This window comes from Sporofaciens sp. St.21A7 (assembly GCF_059728535.1).
In genome coordinates this window covers 3,800,030-3,817,284 of sequence record NZ_BAAGFN010000001.1, presented here as the reverse complement: position 1 = coordinate 3,817,284, position 17,255 = coordinate 3,800,030, and the positions used below count along the sequence as shown (strand labels likewise).

General features: G+C 47.2%; 17 protein-coding genes. 13 read left to right on the top strand and 4 right to left on the bottom strand.

The window, feature by feature from the left end; all coding sequences use genetic code 11:
- Positions 1-106 precede the first annotated feature (106 nt).
- Entirely contained in the window at positions 107-1,078 is a 972-nt protein-coding gene (locus tag AC6I3O_RS18985; RefSeq protein WP_497852199.1) for a Gfo/Idh/MocA family protein, read from the top strand.
- A 135-nt stretch (positions 1,079-1,213) separates the two neighbouring features.
- Here the strand turns inward: AC6I3O_RS18985 and AC6I3O_RS18980 are convergent, their stop codons facing one another.
- Positions 1,214-2,893: a methyl-accepting chemotaxis protein gene (locus AC6I3O_RS18980; protein ID WP_497852198.1), complete on the bottom strand. Its 1,680-nt coding sequence runs from the start codon at positions 2,891-2,893 to the stop codon at positions 1,214-1,216.
- A 247-nt stretch (positions 2,894-3,140) separates the two neighbouring features.
- On the opposite strand from AC6I3O_RS18980, the gene AC6I3O_RS18975 reads away from it, so the two are divergent.
- Positions 3,141-4,379, top strand: coding sequence for a threonine/serine exporter family protein (locus tag AC6I3O_RS18975; RefSeq protein WP_497852197.1), 1,239 nt, complete (start codon positions 3,141-3,143; stop codon positions 4,377-4,379).
- A gap of 161 nt (positions 4,380-4,540) precedes the next feature.
- On the opposite strand, the gene AC6I3O_RS18970 is transcribed toward AC6I3O_RS18975, so the two are convergent.
- Positions 4,541-6,217, bottom strand: a complete 1,677-nt coding sequence (locus tag AC6I3O_RS18970; protein WP_497852196.1) for a methyl-accepting chemotaxis protein — start codon at positions 6,215-6,217, stop codon at positions 4,541-4,543.
- 159 nt (positions 6,218-6,376) lie between these two features.
- On the opposite strand from AC6I3O_RS18970, the gene AC6I3O_RS18965 reads away from it, so the two are divergent.
- The 5 genes from AC6I3O_RS18965 (at position 6,377) to AC6I3O_RS18945 (ending at position 9,404) form a co-directional block, all read left to right on the top strand.
- The gene (locus tag AC6I3O_RS18965) at positions 6,377-7,000 is read left to right on the top strand and encodes a YczE/YyaS/YitT family protein (RefSeq protein WP_497852195.1); all 624 of its coding nucleotides are present in this window, start codon (positions 6,377-6,379) and stop codon (positions 6,998-7,000) included.
- Positions 7,001-7,248: 248 nt separating this feature from the next.
- Positions 7,249-7,572, top strand: a complete 324-nt coding sequence (locus AC6I3O_RS18960; protein ID WP_497852194.1) for a PadR family transcriptional regulator — start codon at positions 7,249-7,251, stop codon at positions 7,570-7,572.
- On the top strand, positions 7,569-8,324 hold the full coding sequence (locus tag AC6I3O_RS18955; RefSeq protein ID WP_497852193.1) for a DUF1700 domain-containing protein: 756 nt from the start codon (positions 7,569-7,571) through the stop codon (positions 8,322-8,324). The genes AC6I3O_RS18960 and AC6I3O_RS18955 overlap by 4 nt, the downstream gene beginning before the upstream one ends.
- Positions 8,325-9,140, top strand: coding sequence for a DUF4097 family beta strand repeat-containing protein (locus tag AC6I3O_RS18950; protein WP_497852192.1), 816 nt, complete (start codon positions 8,325-8,327; stop codon positions 9,138-9,140).
- A gap of 69 nt (positions 9,141-9,209) precedes the next feature.
- On the top strand, positions 9,210-9,404 hold the full coding sequence (locus AC6I3O_RS18945) for a PspC domain-containing protein (protein ID WP_497852191.1): 195 nt from the start codon (positions 9,210-9,212) through the stop codon (positions 9,402-9,404).
- Positions 9,405-9,482: 78 nt separating this feature from the next.
- Here the strand turns inward: AC6I3O_RS18945 and AC6I3O_RS18940 are convergent, their stop codons facing one another.
- Both AC6I3O_RS18940 and AC6I3O_RS18935 read right to left on the bottom strand, forming a co-directional pair.
- Entirely contained in the window at positions 9,483-10,154 is a 672-nt protein-coding gene (locus AC6I3O_RS18940) for a WecB/TagA/CpsF family glycosyltransferase (protein ID WP_497852190.1), read from the bottom strand.
- Between the two features lie 122 nt (positions 10,155-10,276).
- Positions 10,277-10,471, bottom strand: coding sequence for an alpha/beta-type small acid-soluble spore protein (locus AC6I3O_RS18935; RefSeq protein ID WP_497852189.1), 195 nt, complete (start codon positions 10,469-10,471; stop codon positions 10,277-10,279).
- A 285-nt stretch (positions 10,472-10,756) separates the two neighbouring features.
- Here AC6I3O_RS18935 and AC6I3O_RS18930 point away from each other — a divergent pair, with 285 nt between their 5' ends.
- From AC6I3O_RS18930 to AC6I3O_RS18905, 6 genes are all read left to right on the top strand, one after another.
- The gene (locus tag AC6I3O_RS18930) at positions 10,757-11,845 is read left to right on the top strand and encodes a PucR family transcriptional regulator (protein WP_497852188.1); all 1,089 of its coding nucleotides are present in this window, start codon (positions 10,757-10,759) and stop codon (positions 11,843-11,845) included.
- A gap of 16 nt (positions 11,846-11,861) precedes the next feature.
- Positions 11,862-12,548: a cell division ATP-binding protein FtsE gene (gene ftsE, locus AC6I3O_RS18925; RefSeq protein WP_497852187.1), complete on the top strand. Its 687-nt coding sequence runs from the start codon at positions 11,862-11,864 to the stop codon at positions 12,546-12,548.
- Complete coding sequence (ftsX, locus tag AC6I3O_RS18920; RefSeq protein WP_497852186.1) at positions 12,538-13,446, top strand: permease-like cell division protein FtsX; 909 nt, start codon at positions 12,538-12,540, stop codon at positions 13,444-13,446. Before ftsE ends, ftsX begins: the two co-directional genes overlap by 11 nt.
- A gap of 30 nt (positions 13,447-13,476) precedes the next feature.
- Positions 13,477-14,622, top strand: coding sequence for a murein hydrolase activator EnvC family protein (locus AC6I3O_RS18915; RefSeq protein WP_497852185.1), 1,146 nt, complete (start codon positions 13,477-13,479; stop codon positions 14,620-14,622).
- 66 nt (positions 14,623-14,688) lie between these two features.
- Complete coding sequence (locus AC6I3O_RS18910) at positions 14,689-15,861, top strand: S41 family peptidase (RefSeq protein WP_497852184.1); 1,173 nt, start codon at positions 14,689-14,691, stop codon at positions 15,859-15,861.
- A 90-nt stretch (positions 15,862-15,951) separates the two neighbouring features.
- Positions 15,952-17,238, top strand: a complete 1,287-nt coding sequence (locus AC6I3O_RS18905; protein ID WP_497852183.1) for a dihydroorotase — start codon at positions 15,952-15,954, stop codon at positions 17,236-17,238.
- The last annotated feature ends 17 nt before the right edge of the window (positions 17,239-17,255 follow it).

Here is a 17,255-nt window from a genome sequence, read left to right as displayed (position 1 = left end):
AGAATATAGCTGTGAAAGAAGGCAGAGTGAAGGGACGTTGTTAGTGCCCCTGTTCACTCTGCCTGTCGTATTCAATAAAGATAATAGGAGATGGAATCCAACAGATATGAAAATAGGTATTTTAGGAGCCGGCAGCATTGCGCATAAGATGGCTGAAACGGTCAGCAGTATGGAGAAGGTAGAGACATATGCCGTAGCATCCAGAAGCCTTGAAAAAGCGGAGGAGTTTGCAAAACAGTATCAGATCCCTAAGGCATACGGAAACTATGAGGCTATGCTGATGGAGCCGTCTGTAGACTTGATCTATGTTGCAACCCCTCATTCGCACCATTACGAGCACGTAAAGATGTGTCTGGAACATGGTAAGCATGTGCTCTGTGAGAAAGCATTCATGGTCAACAGCAGTCAGGCAAAAGAGGTCGCAGAGATAGCAAGAGAGAAGAACTTGCTTCTGGCAGAAGCAATATGGACCCGATATATGCCGTCAAGGTCGCTGATTCGCGAAGCCGTGGACAGCGGGATTATCGGAGAGGTTACTTCTCTGACAGCGAATCTGGGGTATGTGATAAAGGATAAAGAACGTCTCATTAAGTCAGAGCTTGGCGGCGGAGCTCTGCTGGATTTGGGTGTATATCCGATTAATTTTGCCTTAATGGTATTCGGGGATGATTATCAGGATGTCTCAGCACAGGCTGTATTGTCTGACCAGGGCATTGACTTGCAGAACAGTATTACGATGAGATGGAGAGACGGACGGATGGCTGTCCTGCATTCTAACATGCAGGCGCTTACGGATCGCCGAGGTATCATCTACGGTGATAAAGGATATCTTGTTGTGGAGAATATTAACAACTGTGAAGCAATCAGCGCATATGACCGGAACCGGGTGTTGATAAAGCAGTATGAGATACCAGAGCAAATCACTGGTTACGAGTATGAGGTAGAAGCGTGCCGCAAGGCGATAGAGCGCGGAGCAGTAGAATGTGGGGAAATGCCCCTTGCAGACAGCATAGCTGTAATGGAACTGGTGGATCGGATAAAGGAAATTTTGGGGATACATTATGCCTGTGAAGCATAAATTTGTTGCTTTGAAGTAATCCAGCATAGGCTGAGATACTTGGCAATAGATAGAGGGTGCTGTAAAATGCATGAGAAGCAATTTTACAGCACTCTCTTCCTGTATCGGTTTATGACAAAAGATATATCCTAAATACTATCTGCGAAGCTGGAATTTCTGAACCGACCTCTTTAATTCGCCCGCCTGCTTATATAACTCACTTGCAGAGGAGGCAGATTTCTCTGCAGTCACCGTATTGGTGTGTACAACATCAGAAATCTGATCGACGCCTGCCGTAAGCTGTTCCAGGGACATTGCCTGCTGCTGAGCAGAATCTGCAATTTTCTGTATCAATTCGGCCGTATTCTGTGAGCCAGTTACGCCGACAGAGAGAGCCTCCGTCGTATCACCAGATAAGGTCGTTCCATGTTTGACAAGCTCCATGGAATTCTCAATTAATTTCGTAATATCTTTCGCGGCAATCGAGCTCTTGTTTGCAAGGCTCTGCACTTCGTCTGCGACAACCGCAAATCCTTTGCCGAGATCACCGGCACGTGCCGCTTCTACCGATGCGTTCAGCGCCAGGATATTTGTCTGGAAAGAAATATCTTCAATCGTCTTGATGATTCCGCTGATCTGCTGCGATGATTGGGAAATATCTTCCATGGCGGAAGTCAGTTCCTCCATCTTTTTACTGCACGCCTGCAGCTTGCCTGCAAGATCAATTGAGGACTTCCTGGCATCATCCGCATCCTGTGAGGTAGACTTCACCTGACCAGACAATTCCTGAATACTTGCAGACAATTCCTCGATGGCTGAAGCCTGTTCGGTGGCACCGTTGGAGAGAATCTGCGCATCCGACGCTACCTGCTCCGACTCGTCGGAAACAAGGCCGGCAGTCTGGTTAATCTGCAGCAACGCATAGTTCAAGGAATCCAGAATTTGGCTAAGGGCGTTCTGGATTGGGAGGAACTCACCAAGATAATTATTGTCAATGGTCAAATCCATCTTGCCCGCTGCCATCTGCGCCAGCTTAGAATCAATATCGTGTATGTATTTTTTCAGCTCGTTCTTCGTCTCATGGATAGAGTCTACAAGCATTCCAATCTCGGAGGTGTCTGATTCCAAGGCGAAATCCGCCGATAGATTTCCGGTAGAAATCTCGCTCATCTGATCCCGTACTGCAATGATCGGTTTCAGGATACGTTTGCGGGTAACATACATCACAATCAACTGTATACATCCAACCAGAACCATAGAGAGAATGATGAGCAGCCGAATGAACGTGGAACGCTGGTTTAACTTCTGGATATCCTCTTTGGTTCTTGTATCCAGAGTAGCAAGGAATTGTTCTTTTATAGCGTTAATCTGGGTGATGGCCGTGCTGTAATCCTTGCCATACACGTAATCCAACGCCTCCTGAAGCCTTCCCTCCTGTACATTCGCCATGGCGTTTTCTTCCAGGGGAACCAGGTTGTTGGACAAGGCGGACATCTCGTCAATCATGGCCTGTTCCTCGTTTGTGATGCCAATTTCCTGCATGGCGGCAACTCCAAGATCACGATTTTTCAGGTTATTGATTTCATTAAAATAGTTGTCATAATGTACCTGGTCCCCGGTTGCCGCATAGGCACGCACCTCATTAGTCAGGTAAGCGGAGCCATTCATAAACCGGTTGGCATTATAGGTCAGGTCGAAACGAGATTCATTGTCTTTGCTGAGCTTCTGGTTTACATTGGAATAGGCTGCCAGAAGAAGAATCATTAGAATCAAGGCAACAATGGATATCCCGTTCAGTATGGCGATGAGTTTTGATTGCTTCATTGCTTTTTTCATTTGCATTACTCCTTTACATTATAGCTTAACACTCATTATAAGTCCGAACCAGCCATACATTCCCCATTGTATGGGCTGGCTTATCCCAAATGCTGATATAGAGATTATACCATTTACGCGTTCTATTCACAATTATTTATGAAAAAAAACAATAATTTTCTTACTTGTATCTTGGTAGAATATGTGATAAAGTAATACCGTTTTCGGATTGAGATATTTTAGTATAATCTAAGGAGGAATGTAATTTATGGATTACAACAGGATTGTGCAGATGATCCTCGATGTAGGAGAGGAGATGCTGCGTAGCGGGGCGGAGAATTTCCGTTTGGAAGACAGCCTTTACAGAATGTGTAAAAGCTATGGGTTTAAGAGATACGACGTGTATGCCATTCCGAGCAATCTCCAGATAACGGTAGAGACGCCAGAGGGAGAGATTATTACGCAGATCCGCCATATTGAGTCAACGGACATTGATTTTGACCGTCTGGATTATCTGAATAACCTGTCCAGATATGTCTGTGCGAATAAGCCGGATGAGAAGGTGTTTCAGGAGAAGTTCCAGGAGGTTTTGGAACGTGAGCAGCAGCATCCTGCGGTGAAGTATTTTGCGGGTGTGATGGGCGGCGCGGGATTTGCGGTGTTTTTTGGTTGCAATCTAACGGATGCGATTGTTGCCGTGATCGTTTCTCTGATGATTGTAGTTGTAGGAGACTGGCTTGGAAAGCGGGAGAGTAATCTTCTGGTCTATAATATGATACTGGCATTTCTGTCGGAAATGATCATCCTGGAAGCGATTCGCCTTGGAATCGGCAGCCATCCAGACCGAGTCATGATCGGTATTGTAATGCTGCTGATTAGTGGACTTGGCGTAACGAACGGTATCCGGGATGTGCTGCAGAGAGATTTCATATCCGGTGCGCTCCATATCATGAATTCGATGCTGGGTGCGGCAGGAATTGCGTTCGGGATTGCCCTTGCAATCATGATTCTTGACGGCGCTGCGTCGGAGGGATTTATTCTGAACCATAATATACCGATTCAACTTATCTCCTGTACGGTTGCATGCATCGGGTTTGCATTATGGTTCAAGATTAGAGGCCGGCAAGTATTATATTCTGGAATCGGTGCATTTTTTACATGGGGGATTTATATCGTGGTCTATGACTTGCGGCCAAGCAACTTCCTGGCAACGCTGGTTGCGGCGGTATTTGTTGCGTTCTATGCGTTTTTCATGTCCAGAATCAACAAGGCGCCGTCTACGATTTTTCTCACGGCGTCTGTATTCCCACTGATTCCAGGACCAAACCTGTACTATATGATGTATGGTTGTGTGAGCAAGGATATCAATCTTGCGTTTGGGGAAATGATGGTTCTGTTTGCAACTTGTCTCGCAATCGCATTTGGGTTTATTATCGTGGACGTGGCGTCAAGAAGTATTATGTATATCATGAAAACAGAGTATCATGTGGGGAAGGGCTCAAGATAAATGCATGAGATGCCGTACACAATGTGATAATAAAAAATAAGGGGCTGCCGGAAAATGTGGTTTTCAGATAATATATCGCTATCTTCTGTGAAGAAGATGGCATATATTATAGAAAACACAACGTTTCCCGACAACCCCTGCTTTATGCTGTCTGGCAAATATCAACGAAGTTTAAACCGTTGTACAGACTGCGTGAGTTCCCCCGCCTGCCTGTTAAGCTCATTGGCAGAGGCGGCAGATTTTTCCGCAGTATTCGTATTCGTCTGGATAACCACAGAGATCTGTTCCACACCAGCCGTAAGCTGCTCCAATGACAGGGCCTGCTGCTGTGCGGAGTCAGCAATCTTCTGAATCAGATCGGCGGTACTCTGTGCTCCGGTCACACCAACCGATAGCGCCTGAGTTGTCTCGTCAGACAGGGAAGTCCCATACTTGACAAGTTCGATGGAACGTTCGATCAGTTCCGTAATATCCTGGGCCGCATCCGCGCTCTTGTTTGCCAAGCTCTGCACCTCGTCGGCCACCACGGCAAAGCCCTTGCCGGACTCACCTGCCCGCGCCGCCTCGATGGAGGCGTTCAGAGCAAGAATATTGGTCTGGAAAGAAATATCCTCAATCGTCTTGATGATCCCGCTAATCTGCTGTGAAGATTCGGAAATATTCTCCATAGCCGAAGTCAGTTTATCCATCTGTTTGCTACATGCATTTAACTGTGCGGCAGAATCCACAGAAATCTTCCGTGCCTCATCCGCATCCTGAGAGGTAGAATTCACCTGTCCGGACAATGACAGGATACTTGCAGACAACTCTTCAATGGCAGACGCCTGATCAATGGCGCCGTCAGACAGTACCCGTGAATCCGAAGCCACCTGCTCTGACTCGTCAGAAACAAGCCTTGCAGTCTGGTTGATCTGAGAAAGCGCATGGTTCAGGGAATCTAAGATCTGACGAAGCGCATTCTGGATCGGCAGGAATTCCCCGATATAGTCTGTGTCAATGGAAAGATTCATGCTTCCTTGTGCCATCTGTGCTAATTTAGAATCGATATCATATATGTATCGCTTCAGTACGCTCTTCGTCTCATGGATAGAGTCCACCAGCATACCAATCTCCGAGGTATCCGGCTCCAGTGGGAATTCTGCGGAGAGATTCCCGCGGGAAATCTCGCCCATCTGGTCCCGTACCGTAATGATTGGCTTCAAGATGCGCTTGCGGGTAACGGACATGACGACCAGTTGGATGGCGATGACCAATACCAGCGCTGCGAACAGTAAAATCCGGATAATCATAGAACGTGTGTTTAATTCCTGAATCCGTTTCAGCGTCCTCGTCTCCAGCGCTGAGAGAAACTCTTCCTTCAATTCATTGACTTCAAGGATGGTTGCGTTGTATTCAGCTCCATATACGTAATCCAGGGCTTCCTGAAGATCGCCTTCCTGCACATTCTTCATGGCATTCTCTTCCAGGGGAACCAGGTCATTAGATAGAGAGGACATCTGGTCGATCATGGCCTGTTCCTCGTCTGTGATGCCGATTTCCTGCATGGCGGCGACGCCTGCCTCCCGGTTTTTCAGATTGCTGACTTCGTTCTGATAGTTATCATAGTGTGTCTTGTCACCCGTGGCTGCATAAGCACGCACTTCTTCCGTCAGATAGGAGGAACCGTCCATAAAGCGGTTGGCGTTATGGGTCAGGTCATACCGCGCCTTGTTGTCTTGGGAGAGTTGGTTGTTTGCATTGGCGTAAATCAACAGAAGTACCGCCATCAAAACCAGAGCAAAGATAGATATGCCGTTCAGGATGGTAATGAGCTTTGATTGTTTCATTGCTTTTTTCATTTGCTTTCTCCTTTTATATATGAATAAAATCCGCTTATCGCATATATCTAGTTTACAAAAAAACAACGAGAATTTCAATAGTTCATTAAGAGTTTATCTTGACAGTCAAAGGAGTGTGTATTAAATTATTTACAGTTTAAACTGCAAAGGAGTAAAATTATGAGATTACCGGATAATTTTAAAAAGCGTGCTGCAATGACGACCGTAGGCGTTGTGTTATGTGCAATCGCCGTTGGATTCTTCAAATGTTCCTTATTTGGAGTAGACCCGTTCCAATGCTTTGCCCAAGGAGTTTGGGGGCATTTTTTTAACTCAAACATGTCATATGGCATCTTTTATACTGTGCTGTGCGGGATTATGTTTGTCATAGATATCTTTATTGCCAGAAGCTATATGGGTGTGGCGACTCTGGTCAATATGTTCCTGACAGGATATATTGTAGATTTTGCTACTGCAATGCTTCTTCGCTTTGTGCCGGAACCCAATCTGGCTGTCCGGGCAGTATTTCTTGCCATCGGGGTTCTGGTGATGTGCTTTGCCTCATCTCTATACATGACGTCTAACCTAGGAGTTTCGGTCTACGATGCAATTCCGATTGTGATTGCAGGGAAATGGGGGGTTCAGTTCCGGTTTGTGCGGATTGCAAGTGACTTGATATGCGTCACCATAGGGACGGTGTCCGGGCTGCTGCCTGGCGTCGGCACGTTAATTACCGCATTTTTCATGGGACCCTTGATTGAATTCTTTAATCATAGCTTTTCCGAGCCATTTCTTAATAAGTAATAATCCGTAATGAAACGGAGGCTGCAGGCCTTTGCAGCTTCCGTTTTTCGTGTCTGTAAAAAGTTTCCTCCCACCCATGGCAAGACCTGGCTGCAAGCCCCTGACGGTGCGGTCGGACTACATCCGGTAAAAGATAATAAAAAAATATAATATGGGTTGACAAACTATATTATACAATATATAATATAGAAAACAAAACAATATTACATAATTACATATTATTATATTCCAAGCAAAGGAGTGAGAACATGGTATTTAACACCGGAGCAGCCCTCCTTGATGCTATCGTACTGGCGGTCGTATCCCGGGAGAAAGAAGGAACCTACGGATACAAGATTACTCAGGACGTCAGGACGACCATCGAAGTATCAGAATCCACGTTATATCCCGTGCTGCGAAGGCTCCAGAAGGATGAATGCCTGGAGGTATACGACAGGCAGATCGACGGAAGGAACCGGCGTTATTATAAAATAACGGTAAGGGGTACTGCACAACTGGATCTGTACCGCGTAGAGTGGAAGAACTATTCGGTCAAGATTAATGAATTGTTTGAGGGAGGGGTATCTGTATGAACCGCATAGAATTTATGACTGAGTTAGCAGCATTATTGCAGGATGTTCCAGTAGAGGAACGAAGAGATGCAATGAAGTATTACAACGATTATTTCGACGATGCCGGGGAAGAGAATGAGCAGCAGGTAGTCGAAGAGCTGGGAAGTCCCGCGAAGGTAGCGGCAACCATCAAGGCAGACCTTGGAGGTTCTCCGAAGGAATACGGTGAATTTACCGAGACGGGCTACACGGATACCAGATTCGAGCACAAAGACACGCCCGCCGGGAGAGAAGCCAAGGAGAAGGAATACCAGTATGGCAGCGGCGATTATCAGAAAGGGTACGGTAATTATCAGGGTTACAATTACGGAGACGACGCCCAGACGCCCCCAAGGACGAATAATGTATTGAAAGTATTTTTGATAATCTTGCTTGTGATTGTAGGCCTGCCGATTATCCTTCCGGTTTCTATAGCAATCATAGCAGTCATTTTTGCAGCAGGAGTCACGCTGTTGGCAGTGTTCGCCTCATTGGTGATTGCATCTGTGGTGGTTGCATTTGCCGGAGTCTGTGTATTCATCGCAGGATTGGTGAGTCTGGTGCCGGAGCTTGCGGTGGGATTTGCACTGATTGGCACAGGGATCATCCTGACGGTTTGCGGTGTTGTCGCAACGGTAGCCAGCGTGAGGCTTTGCCTCATTGTTCTTCCGGGAATCATCCGGGGAATTGTGTGGGTGATTGGACGGCCGTTTCAGAGAAAGGCGGTGGTATAGATGCGGAGAGGATGGAAGATATTCTGGATTGTGTGCGGCGCGGCATTAGCGATTGGATTTATATTCTGTGCAATTGCGTGGATGATGGGAGTGACGACGAATATGGTATATAACCGGTTTCCCAATGGGATTGGATGGGTAGGCGGCGGAGAAGGTTCTGCGGCGGAGAATATCCATGAGACATTCTCCGGCGTAACAGAGATTGATATGGAACTGGCTGCCGGAAAAGTAGAATTTGTGGAAGGAGAAGGAAACGAGATTCGTGTGGATACGGAGAATGTAAGCAAGGGGCTTGGATTCCGATGTTATATGGACGGCAATGAGCTAAAACTTACCAGTAAAAAAAGATTTACCGGCGTTAATAATATAGGAAGAGGGACAATTACGGTACGTATACCCAAGGAGATGACGTTTGATGACGTTTCCCTGAAAATGGGAGCCGGAACCTTGGAGGTGAGGGAGATCTATGCCAAAGAGCTGTCCGTAGAGATTGGAGCCGGGGAAGTGAATATTGACAAGTTCCAGGCGGACGAGGCAGAGTTTGAGTGCGGAGCGGGAAGCATCACGGCACAGGGGGACTTCAGGAGTTCGGCGGACATCCACTGCGGCGTAGGCAGTATTGTATATACCGCATCCGGAAGTGAAGAAGAATACAACTATGATATTGAGTGCGGGGTCGGGGAAGTTATCTGCGGAGACAACAGTTATTCAGGGCTTGGCAAAGACAGGCATATTGATAATGATGCGGATAAAGACATATCCATCGAAGGCGGCGTAGGCTCCGTGATTATAGATTTCGCCAAAAACCGGCGATAGTCCACCGCCCGCAGGGCAAGCATTACGGTGTGCCTTTGGAAATAAAAATAGGAATCAGGAGGAAAAAAGATGGAATTCAAAAAATTGTACCGTTCAAGAGAGAACCGCATGATCTGCGGAGTATGCGGAGGCGTAGCAGAATATTTTAATGTAGACCCAACCTTGATTAGGCTGGTGCTTGCAATCTTTGCGTTCACGGGAACCGGAATTTTTGCATACATTCTTGCTGCAATTATTATCCCGGATGCGCCGGGAAGATATTAGTTTTGAGAGAATACGCCGGGGCGTCTGAAAATTCTATTTTCCAGACGCCCCGGTTTTGCTGCATATTCAGACGGAAAGTTATCTGCGTTTGCTTTTTTCAATCTCTTTTTTAAAAATCCGTTTCAAAATAAACTGTGCCAGCCGGCACTGCCCGATACCGCTGCGCCCCACAGGAAGGTACTCTTTCCCAAGACCTAACCACAGCCGGGTGTCCAGAAGGCTTCTGTTCTTCACAATGAACTCTTCCTGAAGCGGAGAACCAAGGGCCGCAAGAATGCAGTCTGCCTCTACACCGTTGATGTCGTTCACCAGCATGTCATCCGCCCGGTTCTGCGCGGATACCTTGGCAAGCCCTACGACTTGAAGTCCGCTGTAGTTCCGCTGCAGATAGTCGTAAAACGTCTGCCCTTCCTCCTCGGATTCCACCAGAAGATAAATCCGCTTATGATTCTTATGCAGATATCGCATAAACATCCGCAAAAACACACGTCCCTCCGTCTCCTGAAGGAACTTCCTGTCCGTAATATCCGCAGCCTCCAGAATCGTCTTATCCCCTGCAAGAACCATGTCAAACCTACAGATATCCTCCTTGAGCTGCTCCATGCTGTCCATCTGCATCAACCCGTTGACCGTCGCCATCTCCACAACGTTCACCGGGTCTGTTTCCATATATTCCATGGTCTTCTTCATCGCTTCTTTTGCTGAACAATGATCTATATTGATATCCAAAACGCTAATCTTACTGTCCATATTCTCACCTGTCAATGATTATTACCAGTTTTTCGATTATAGCAAATGGATCTTCTCTTTTCAACCTTTATCGTTAATTGTTCATACTTATTAATATATTTAATATTTTTGTTACTTTTTCGTCAATCGTTGTTCAGCTCCTTTTTCTTCTTCGTCATAAGCCCGCCGATTCTGCCGGTTTCCTTAGAAGAGAGAGACTTCCAGCCGTCTTTCATCACTCTGTCAAGAAGCCCTAATTCCTCAGCAATTTCATATTTTAGTTTTTCTTCCTGTGTCAGTTCTTCTAATTTGATGGGTTTGCTTTTCTTTGCTGTCATGGATATACCCCCTTTCCTGTCGTTAAATTAAGTAGTTTCTTCATCAGTATTGACAGGGGCATGGGAGAATATACAATCGATTCAGACATCTTTTCGTCACTATGTACATGGCTGCAAATCAAAAGAATTTCTTAAAAATCGAGGAAATCAACAAAAATGTGTGATTTCCTCTTTATTTTTTTGTCTATATATATTAATATAGAGTCTAGCAATATGCATTTTAACCAGATACGGCCTTTTTTTGTTGTGAATTATGCATATTGAAATGAGGGGAGGATATAGAATATGATATCTAATCAAATACTTCAGAATACGATTGAAGGCTTGAAAGGGATTACACGGATTGATTTCTGCGTCATGGACACGGACGGCAAATCTCTCGCAACGACATTTGCGGAACAGCGCAATTATGAAGAAGAGGTGGTCGCGTTTGTTGACTCCCCGGCAGACAGCCAGGTCGTGCAGGGGAATCAATTCTTTAAAATTTTCGATGAACATCAGTTAGAGTATATACTCCTTGCCAACGGGGGCAGCGACGACGTATATATGGTAGGGAAGATTGTGACCTTCCAGATACAAAACCTGTTGATTGCCTACAAAGAGCGGTTTGACAAGGACAATTTTGTCAAGAACCTGCTGCTTGACAATCTGCTTTTGGTGGATATTTATAACCGCGCCAAAAAATTACATATTGACACTGAGGTCAGACGTGTTATCTTTATTATTGAAACAAAACATGAGAAGGACAGCAATGCCCTTGACAATGTTCGCAATCTTCTGGGCAACCGGGCGAAGGATTTTGTGACTGCGGTGGATGAGAAGAACATCATCGTTGTGAAGGAATTAGACCCAGGCGACGGACATGCAGAGTTAGAAAAGACCGCGCAGAGTTTGTATAACCTTCTTCTGGAAGACGGGGAGGAAGGCGTCCTGATTGCATACGGAACGATTGTGAACGATATCAAGGAAGTGTCGAAGTCTTACAAGGAAGCCAAGCTTGCGCTGGACGTAGGCAAGATTTTCTTCGGAGACAGAAGCGTGATTGCGTACAGTACCTTGGGGATAGGGCGTTTGATCTATCAACTGCCAATCCCACTGTGCAAGATGTTCATACGTGAGATTTTTGAGGGGAAATCGCCGGATGATTTCGATGAGGAGACGTTGACGACAATCAACAAGTTCTTTGAGAATAATCTGAACGTATCGGAGACATCCAGACAATTATATATCCATCGGAACACGCTGGTTTACCGGCTCGATAAGCTGCAAAAGAGTACGGGGCTAGATTTGCGTGTGTTTGAAGACGCCATTACATTTAAGATTGCGCTTATGGTGGTCAGATATATGAAATATATGGAATCGATGGAGTATTAATCATCAGGAGGACAGTATGATTGAATTAAGAGAAGTAACGAAAGAGTACTCAAAAGGGGTGGCCGCCCTTAACGGCGTAAATCTGAAGGTGGAACAGGGGGAATTCGTGTTCATCGTGGGGGACAGCGGTTCCGGAAAATCTACGCTGATCCGTCTTATTATGAAGGAGCTTGCGCCCACGTCCGGTACGATTATTGTCAATGGGCAGAACTTAAACCGGATGAAGCGGAGAAAGATTCCGATGTACCGGAGAGGGATCGGGGTTGTGTTCCAGGACTTCCGTCTGTTGAAGGACCGGAACATCTATGATAATATAGCATTTGCACAGCGGGTCACGGAGACGCCTACCAGGATTATCAAGAAGAAAGTACCGGCAGCGTTGTCCCTTGTAGGGCTTGCACAGAAATATAAGTCGTTTCCGAAGGAACTGTCAGGAGGCGAGCAGCAGAGGGTGGCAATTGCCCGGGCAATCGTGAATGAGCCGGCGCTTCTGCTTGCGGACGAGCCGACCGGTAATCTGGACCCGACGAATTCATGGGAGATCATGAAACTTCTGGAAGAGGCGAACGACAGAGGGACTACGGTATTGGTCGTTACGCATAACCAGGAGATTGTGAACGCAATGAAGAAGCGAGTTGTTACGATGAAAAAGGGAGTCATTGTAAGCGACGAGAAAAAAGGTGGGTATAAAAATGAGAATTAGTACATTCGGATATTCTATGAAACAAGGGGTTAAGAACATTGGGAGAAACAAGATGTTTTCCATGGCGTCCATAGCGACCATGTCGGCATGTATCTTCCTGTTCGGATTGTTCTTTTCCATTGTGGTGAATTTTAACTACATTGTGAAGAAGGCGGAGGAAGGCGTGGCGATTACCGTATTCTTCCATGAGGAGACGACGCAGGCGGCAAAAGAAAGGATTGGGGAGCAGCTAAGAGGCGCGGAAGGCGTCCTTGAGGTGAATTACGTCAGTGCGGAGAAGGCATGGGAGACGTTCAAGGACGATTATTTCAAAGAGTCGGTAGACCTTGCGGACGGATTCAAATCGGATAATCCTCTTGGCAATTCTGATAACTATGAAGTGTATATGGCGGACGTGTCCAAGCAGAAGGATGTGGTGGAATTCGCCAAGAGCCTCGAAGGAGTGCGTAAGGTGAACAAGTCGGATATCGTGGCTAAGACCCTGACCAGCGTGAATAAGCTGGTGGGATATGTTTCCGTCACGATTATTGCGATCCTGCTTGCCGTATCTGTATTCCTGATTAGCAATACGGTCACAATGGGTATCACGGTAAGGCGTGAAGAGATTGCGATTATGAAATACATCGGTGCAAAAGACGGATTCGTCAGGGCGCCTTTCGTGATTGAAGGTCTGCTGATAGGTGTTGTGGGGGCCGTAATTCCTCTTGTATTGCTGTATTTCATGTATGATAAGGCTGTTACATATATCATGACCAGATTCAGCCTATTGAATAATATTGTGGACTTCCTTCCTGTGTTTGACGTTTACAAGACGCTGCTCCCAGTGGGGATTGCGCTTGGAGTGGGAATCGGTTTCGTAGGAAGTTTCTTTACGATCCGAAAGCATTTGAAGGTATAAGGGGATGTATAAAATAATAGGAGGGGACATATGATACTTAGAAAGAAGATTGCGAGTCTTCTGCTGGTATCCGTACTCTGCCTTGGAATGGCTGCCAACGCGGATGCATCGGAGATCAGTGAGACGGAGAAGAAAGCCGAGGAACTGGAGAATCAAAAGAAGGCTGCGGAAGGGGAGAAAGCATCTCTTGAGAATCAGTTGAATGGAATTCTCACGGAGATGGACGAGACGAAGGCAAAGATTGAGGCGAAGGAAATCGAGGTCCGCGAGAAGGAAGAAGAACTGGTTCAGGCGAAGATTGACGAGAACGACCAGTACGAAAGCATGAAGAAGCGGATTAAGTACATGTATGAGAACGGGAACTCACAATTTATTGAGATTCTGTGCGAGTCCAAGAGCATTGGGGAGTTTCTGAATAATGCGGAGTACATTACGACGATTTCACAGTATGACAGGAATATGCTGACAGAGTTTCAGCAGATCGTGGAGGCGGTAGCCGAGCAGGAGGAGATGCTGAAAACAGAATATGCAGAACTGGAAACCTTGCAGGACAGCCTGATTGCGAAGCAGGAGGAGCTGAATCAACTGGTGGAGGGCAAGGAGGAAGAACTGAAACAAATCAGCGCAGACTTAGGAGCCACGCAGGAGCGGCTTGCGCAGTTGAAAGAAGCAGCGGCAGCGGCGGCGCGTAAGCAGGAAGAGCTGGCAAGGCTTGCCAAGGCACAGGCGGAGGCGCAGGCGAATGCAGGTTCAGGAGGCGGTGCGGGAGCTGCCGTGGTGTCAGGGAATGGGATGTTTACCCATCCATGCCCAGGATATTCCCGTATTTCCAGTGAGTTCGGATGGCGGGAAGCCCCGATTGCGGGCGCAGGCAATAACCACAAGGGAATGGATCTGGCGGCGCCTACAGGGACGCCAATCTATGCGGCGGCAGCCGGAACGGTCACGACGGCAAGATACAGCAGCAGTGCGGGAAATTGGGTCGTGATCAATCACGGGAACGGATTGCAGACTTATTATATGCATGCCAGTGCATTGTATGTGTCGGAGGGCCAGTCAGTGAGCAAGGGACAGAACATTGCGGCAGTTGGTTCCACGGGTCAGTCTACGGGACCGCATCTGCATTTTCAGGTTATGCAGAATGGGACTCCGGTGAATCCGCGTAACTATTTATAGGAATTGTTTTCGGACTCTTTTCAAATAGTTCATGCAGGGCAGTATTATAAAAAGGTTGAGGTCAAGATGAAGAATAGGAAGAGTTTTATGCAGGGGGCGCTTTGCGGCGCCCTTGCTATATTGTTGGTGGCGGGGCTTATGTCCTGCGGATTGAAGGCTTATAGCCGGGAGAATAGCTCCGGCAGCGATACGTCAGGGAAGCTTGGGACACTTAGGAAGCTGATTAACCAGACGTATCTTGGGGAGGTAGAGGACGACGCCCTGAGGGAAGGGATTTACAAGGGGTTTATCAGTGGTCTTGACGATCCCTATTCCGTATATTACGACGCCGAAGAGACGAGGGCGCTGATTGAGACTACGGAAGGCGAGTACGACGGAATTGGCGCAGTGCTGAGCCAGGATATTAATACAGGTGTCGTGACCCTGATTCGGATATATGAAGGGTCGCCCGCCATGGAGGCAGGACTTAGAGATAACGATATCTTGTACAAGGTTGAGGATATGGAAGTGACAGGGAAAGATCTGTCAGAGGTGGTATCCCATATCAAGGGAGAGAAAGGAACGGAAGTCAATCTGACCGTGTACCGGGGAGACGACCATGAGGAAGTCAGTGTGACGGCAGTACGGAATACGATTCAGGCGCAGACGGTGGCATATCGGATGATGGAAGACGGCATCGGGTATATTGCTGTATCTGAGTTTGATCTTGTGACATACAAACAGTATAAGCAGGCTTTGGAGGATTTGGAAGGTCAGGGAATGAAAGGGCTGGTAGTAGACCTTAGGAATAACCCTGGCGGTAATCTGAGTACTGTGTGTGAGATGTTAGACTTGATGCTCCCGGAAGGCTTGATTGTCTATACAGAGGATAAAGATGGTAATAGAGATGAGGAACGTTCGGACGAGGCGCATCAGTTCAATCTTCCGCTGGCTGTTCTGATGAATGGAAACAGCGCCAGCGCATCGGAAATCTACGCAGGCGCCATTCAGGACTATGGAACGGGCGTTATTGTCGGGACTCAGTCTTACGGCAAGGGGGTTGTGCAGCAGATTTTTGACTTGAAGGACGGGACCAGCGTGAAGCTGACGATTGCCGAATATTTTACACCGAAAGGGAGAAATATCCACGGAACGGGGATTACCCCGGATGTGGAGGTAGAATACGAAGTGAATGAAGAAGACCCAGAGGAGGATAACCAGCTTGATAAGGCTGTGGAAGTGCTGCGGGGAAAGATGTAGGGAATGTTTTTGGGCATTCCCTTTTTTCTTTCTGTGTGATAGAATAGGATACAAAAGTGATTAGAAACGGAAAAAGAAAGGACAGGGAATATGACGATTTTAATTCAGAATGGGCATGTAGTCGATCCGCTGACACAGAAGGACGGATGTTACGACGTTTTCATTAAGGATGGCAGGATAGAGAAGGTTGCAGAACAGATAGATGAGAATGCCGACCGTATCATCAATGCCAAAGGCTGCTATGTGATGCCGGGGCTGATTGACCTGCATGTGCATTTCCGGGATCCGGGCCTTGAGTACAAAGAGACCCTTGCCACCGGCGGCAGGGCGGCGGTAAAGGGCGGCGTGACGACCGTGTGCGCCATGCCCAATACGAAGCCTGTCATGGACGACGGGGAGAAGGTGGCAAGGGTACATGAGCGGGCGAAAGGGGAATCGCTTGCCCATGTGATTCAACTTGGGGCAGTCACAAAAGGGCAGAAGGGGGAAGAGTTGGCAGACATCAGCGGGATGGCAAAGGCAGGCTGCCATGCCATTAGCGAAGACGGCAAATCTGTGATGAATGCTTCTCTGTACCGGCAGGGCATGAAGGAGGCAAAAGACTGCGGGATTGCCGTGTTTGCCCATTGTGAGGACCAGACGTTGGTGGAACAAGGCGTGATGAATGCAGATGAGAATGCAAAACGTCTTGGACTGAAAGGGATTACGAATTCTGTGGAAGATGTGATTACGGCAAGAGATATCCTGCTTGCGAAGGAAACCAAAGTACGGCTTCATCTCTGCCACTGTTCCACGGCAGACAGCGTGAAGATGGTACGCCTGGCGAAGGAAGAGGAGCTTCCTGTGACTGCGGAAGTATGTCCGCATCATTTTATCCTGAGTTCGGACGATATCAAAGAGGATGACGGGAATTACAAGATGAACCCGCCCCTTCGCAGCAAGGCGGACGTAGAGGCCCTGCGTCAGGGATTGAAGGATGGGGTGATGGATGTGATTGCAACAGACCATGCGCCCCATGCAAGGGAAGAAAAGGACAAGTCTATGGCAGAAGCGGCTTTCGGGATTGTAGGGCTTGAGACGTCTGCGGCGCTTACCTTTACGTATTTGGTAAAGACCGGGATTTTAAGCGTTATGGATATGGCGGCGAAGATGAGCTATCATCCGGCAAAGATTCTGGGGCTTGCGGACAGGGGCAGCGTGTCGGAGGGAAAGGCGGCGGATATAACGGTCTTTGACCCGGCAAGGACGTATCGGATTGATAAGAATACGTTTGTCTCTAAGGGGAAGAATACGCCTTTCGACGGGTTTGAAGTGACGGGAGAGGTCGTGTGTACGATTGTGGACGGGAAGATTGTGTATGATATTTTGCAGGATTAGATAAATACAATATTACA

Excerpts from the sequence above, each read along its gene's own strand:
- ftsX (WP_497852186.1), top strand. The coding sequence starts at position 12,538 with ATGAGAATTAGTACATTCGGATATTCTATGAAACAAGGGGTTAAGAAC.
- AC6I3O_RS18975 (WP_497852197.1), top strand. The coding sequence starts at position 3,141 with ATGGATTACAACAGGATTGTGCAGATGATCCTCGATGTAGGAGAGGAG.
- AC6I3O_RS18940 (WP_497852190.1), bottom strand. The coding sequence starts at position 10,154 with ATGGACAGTAAGATTAGCGTTTTGGATATCAATATAGATCATTGTTCA.
- AC6I3O_RS18950 (WP_497852192.1), top strand. The coding sequence starts at position 8,325 with ATGCGGAGAGGATGGAAGATATTCTGGATTGTGTGCGGCGCGGCATTA.
- AC6I3O_RS18945 (WP_497852191.1), top strand. The coding sequence starts at position 9,210 with ATGGAATTCAAAAAATTGTACCGTTCAAGAGAGAACCGCATGATCTGC.
- AC6I3O_RS18960 (WP_497852194.1), top strand. The coding sequence starts at position 7,249 with ATGGTATTTAACACCGGAGCAGCCCTCCTTGATGCTATCGTACTGGCG.
- ftsE (WP_497852187.1), top strand. The coding sequence starts at position 11,862 with ATGATTGAATTAAGAGAAGTAACGAAAGAGTACTCAAAAGGGGTGGCC.
- AC6I3O_RS18985 (WP_497852199.1), top strand. The coding sequence starts at position 107 with ATGAAAATAGGTATTTTAGGAGCCGGCAGCATTGCGCATAAGATGGCT.
- AC6I3O_RS18955 (WP_497852193.1), top strand. The coding sequence starts at position 7,569 with ATGAACCGCATAGAATTTATGACTGAGTTAGCAGCATTATTGCAGGAT.
- AC6I3O_RS18930 (WP_497852188.1), top strand. The coding sequence starts at position 10,757 with ATGATATCTAATCAAATACTTCAGAATACGATTGAAGGCTTGAAAGGG.
- AC6I3O_RS18905 (WP_497852183.1), top strand. The coding sequence starts at position 15,952 with ATGACGATTTTAATTCAGAATGGGCATGTAGTCGATCCGCTGACACAG.
- AC6I3O_RS18915 (WP_497852185.1), top strand. The coding sequence starts at position 13,477 with ATGATACTTAGAAAGAAGATTGCGAGTCTTCTGCTGGTATCCGTACTC.
- AC6I3O_RS18935 (WP_497852189.1), bottom strand. The coding sequence starts at position 10,471 with ATGACAGCAAAGAAAAGCAAACCCATCAAATTAGAAGAACTGACACAG.
- AC6I3O_RS18980 (WP_497852198.1), bottom strand. The coding sequence starts at position 2,893 with ATGAAAAAAGCAATGAAGCAATCAAAACTCATCGCCATACTGAACGGG.
- AC6I3O_RS18910 (WP_497852184.1), top strand. The coding sequence starts at position 14,689 with ATGAAGAATAGGAAGAGTTTTATGCAGGGGGCGCTTTGCGGCGCCCTT.
- AC6I3O_RS18970 (WP_497852196.1), bottom strand. The coding sequence starts at position 6,217 with ATGAAAAAAGCAATGAAACAATCAAAGCTCATTACCATCCTGAACGGC.
- AC6I3O_RS18965 (WP_497852195.1), top strand. The coding sequence starts at position 6,377 with ATGAGATTACCGGATAATTTTAAAAAGCGTGCTGCAATGACGACCGTA.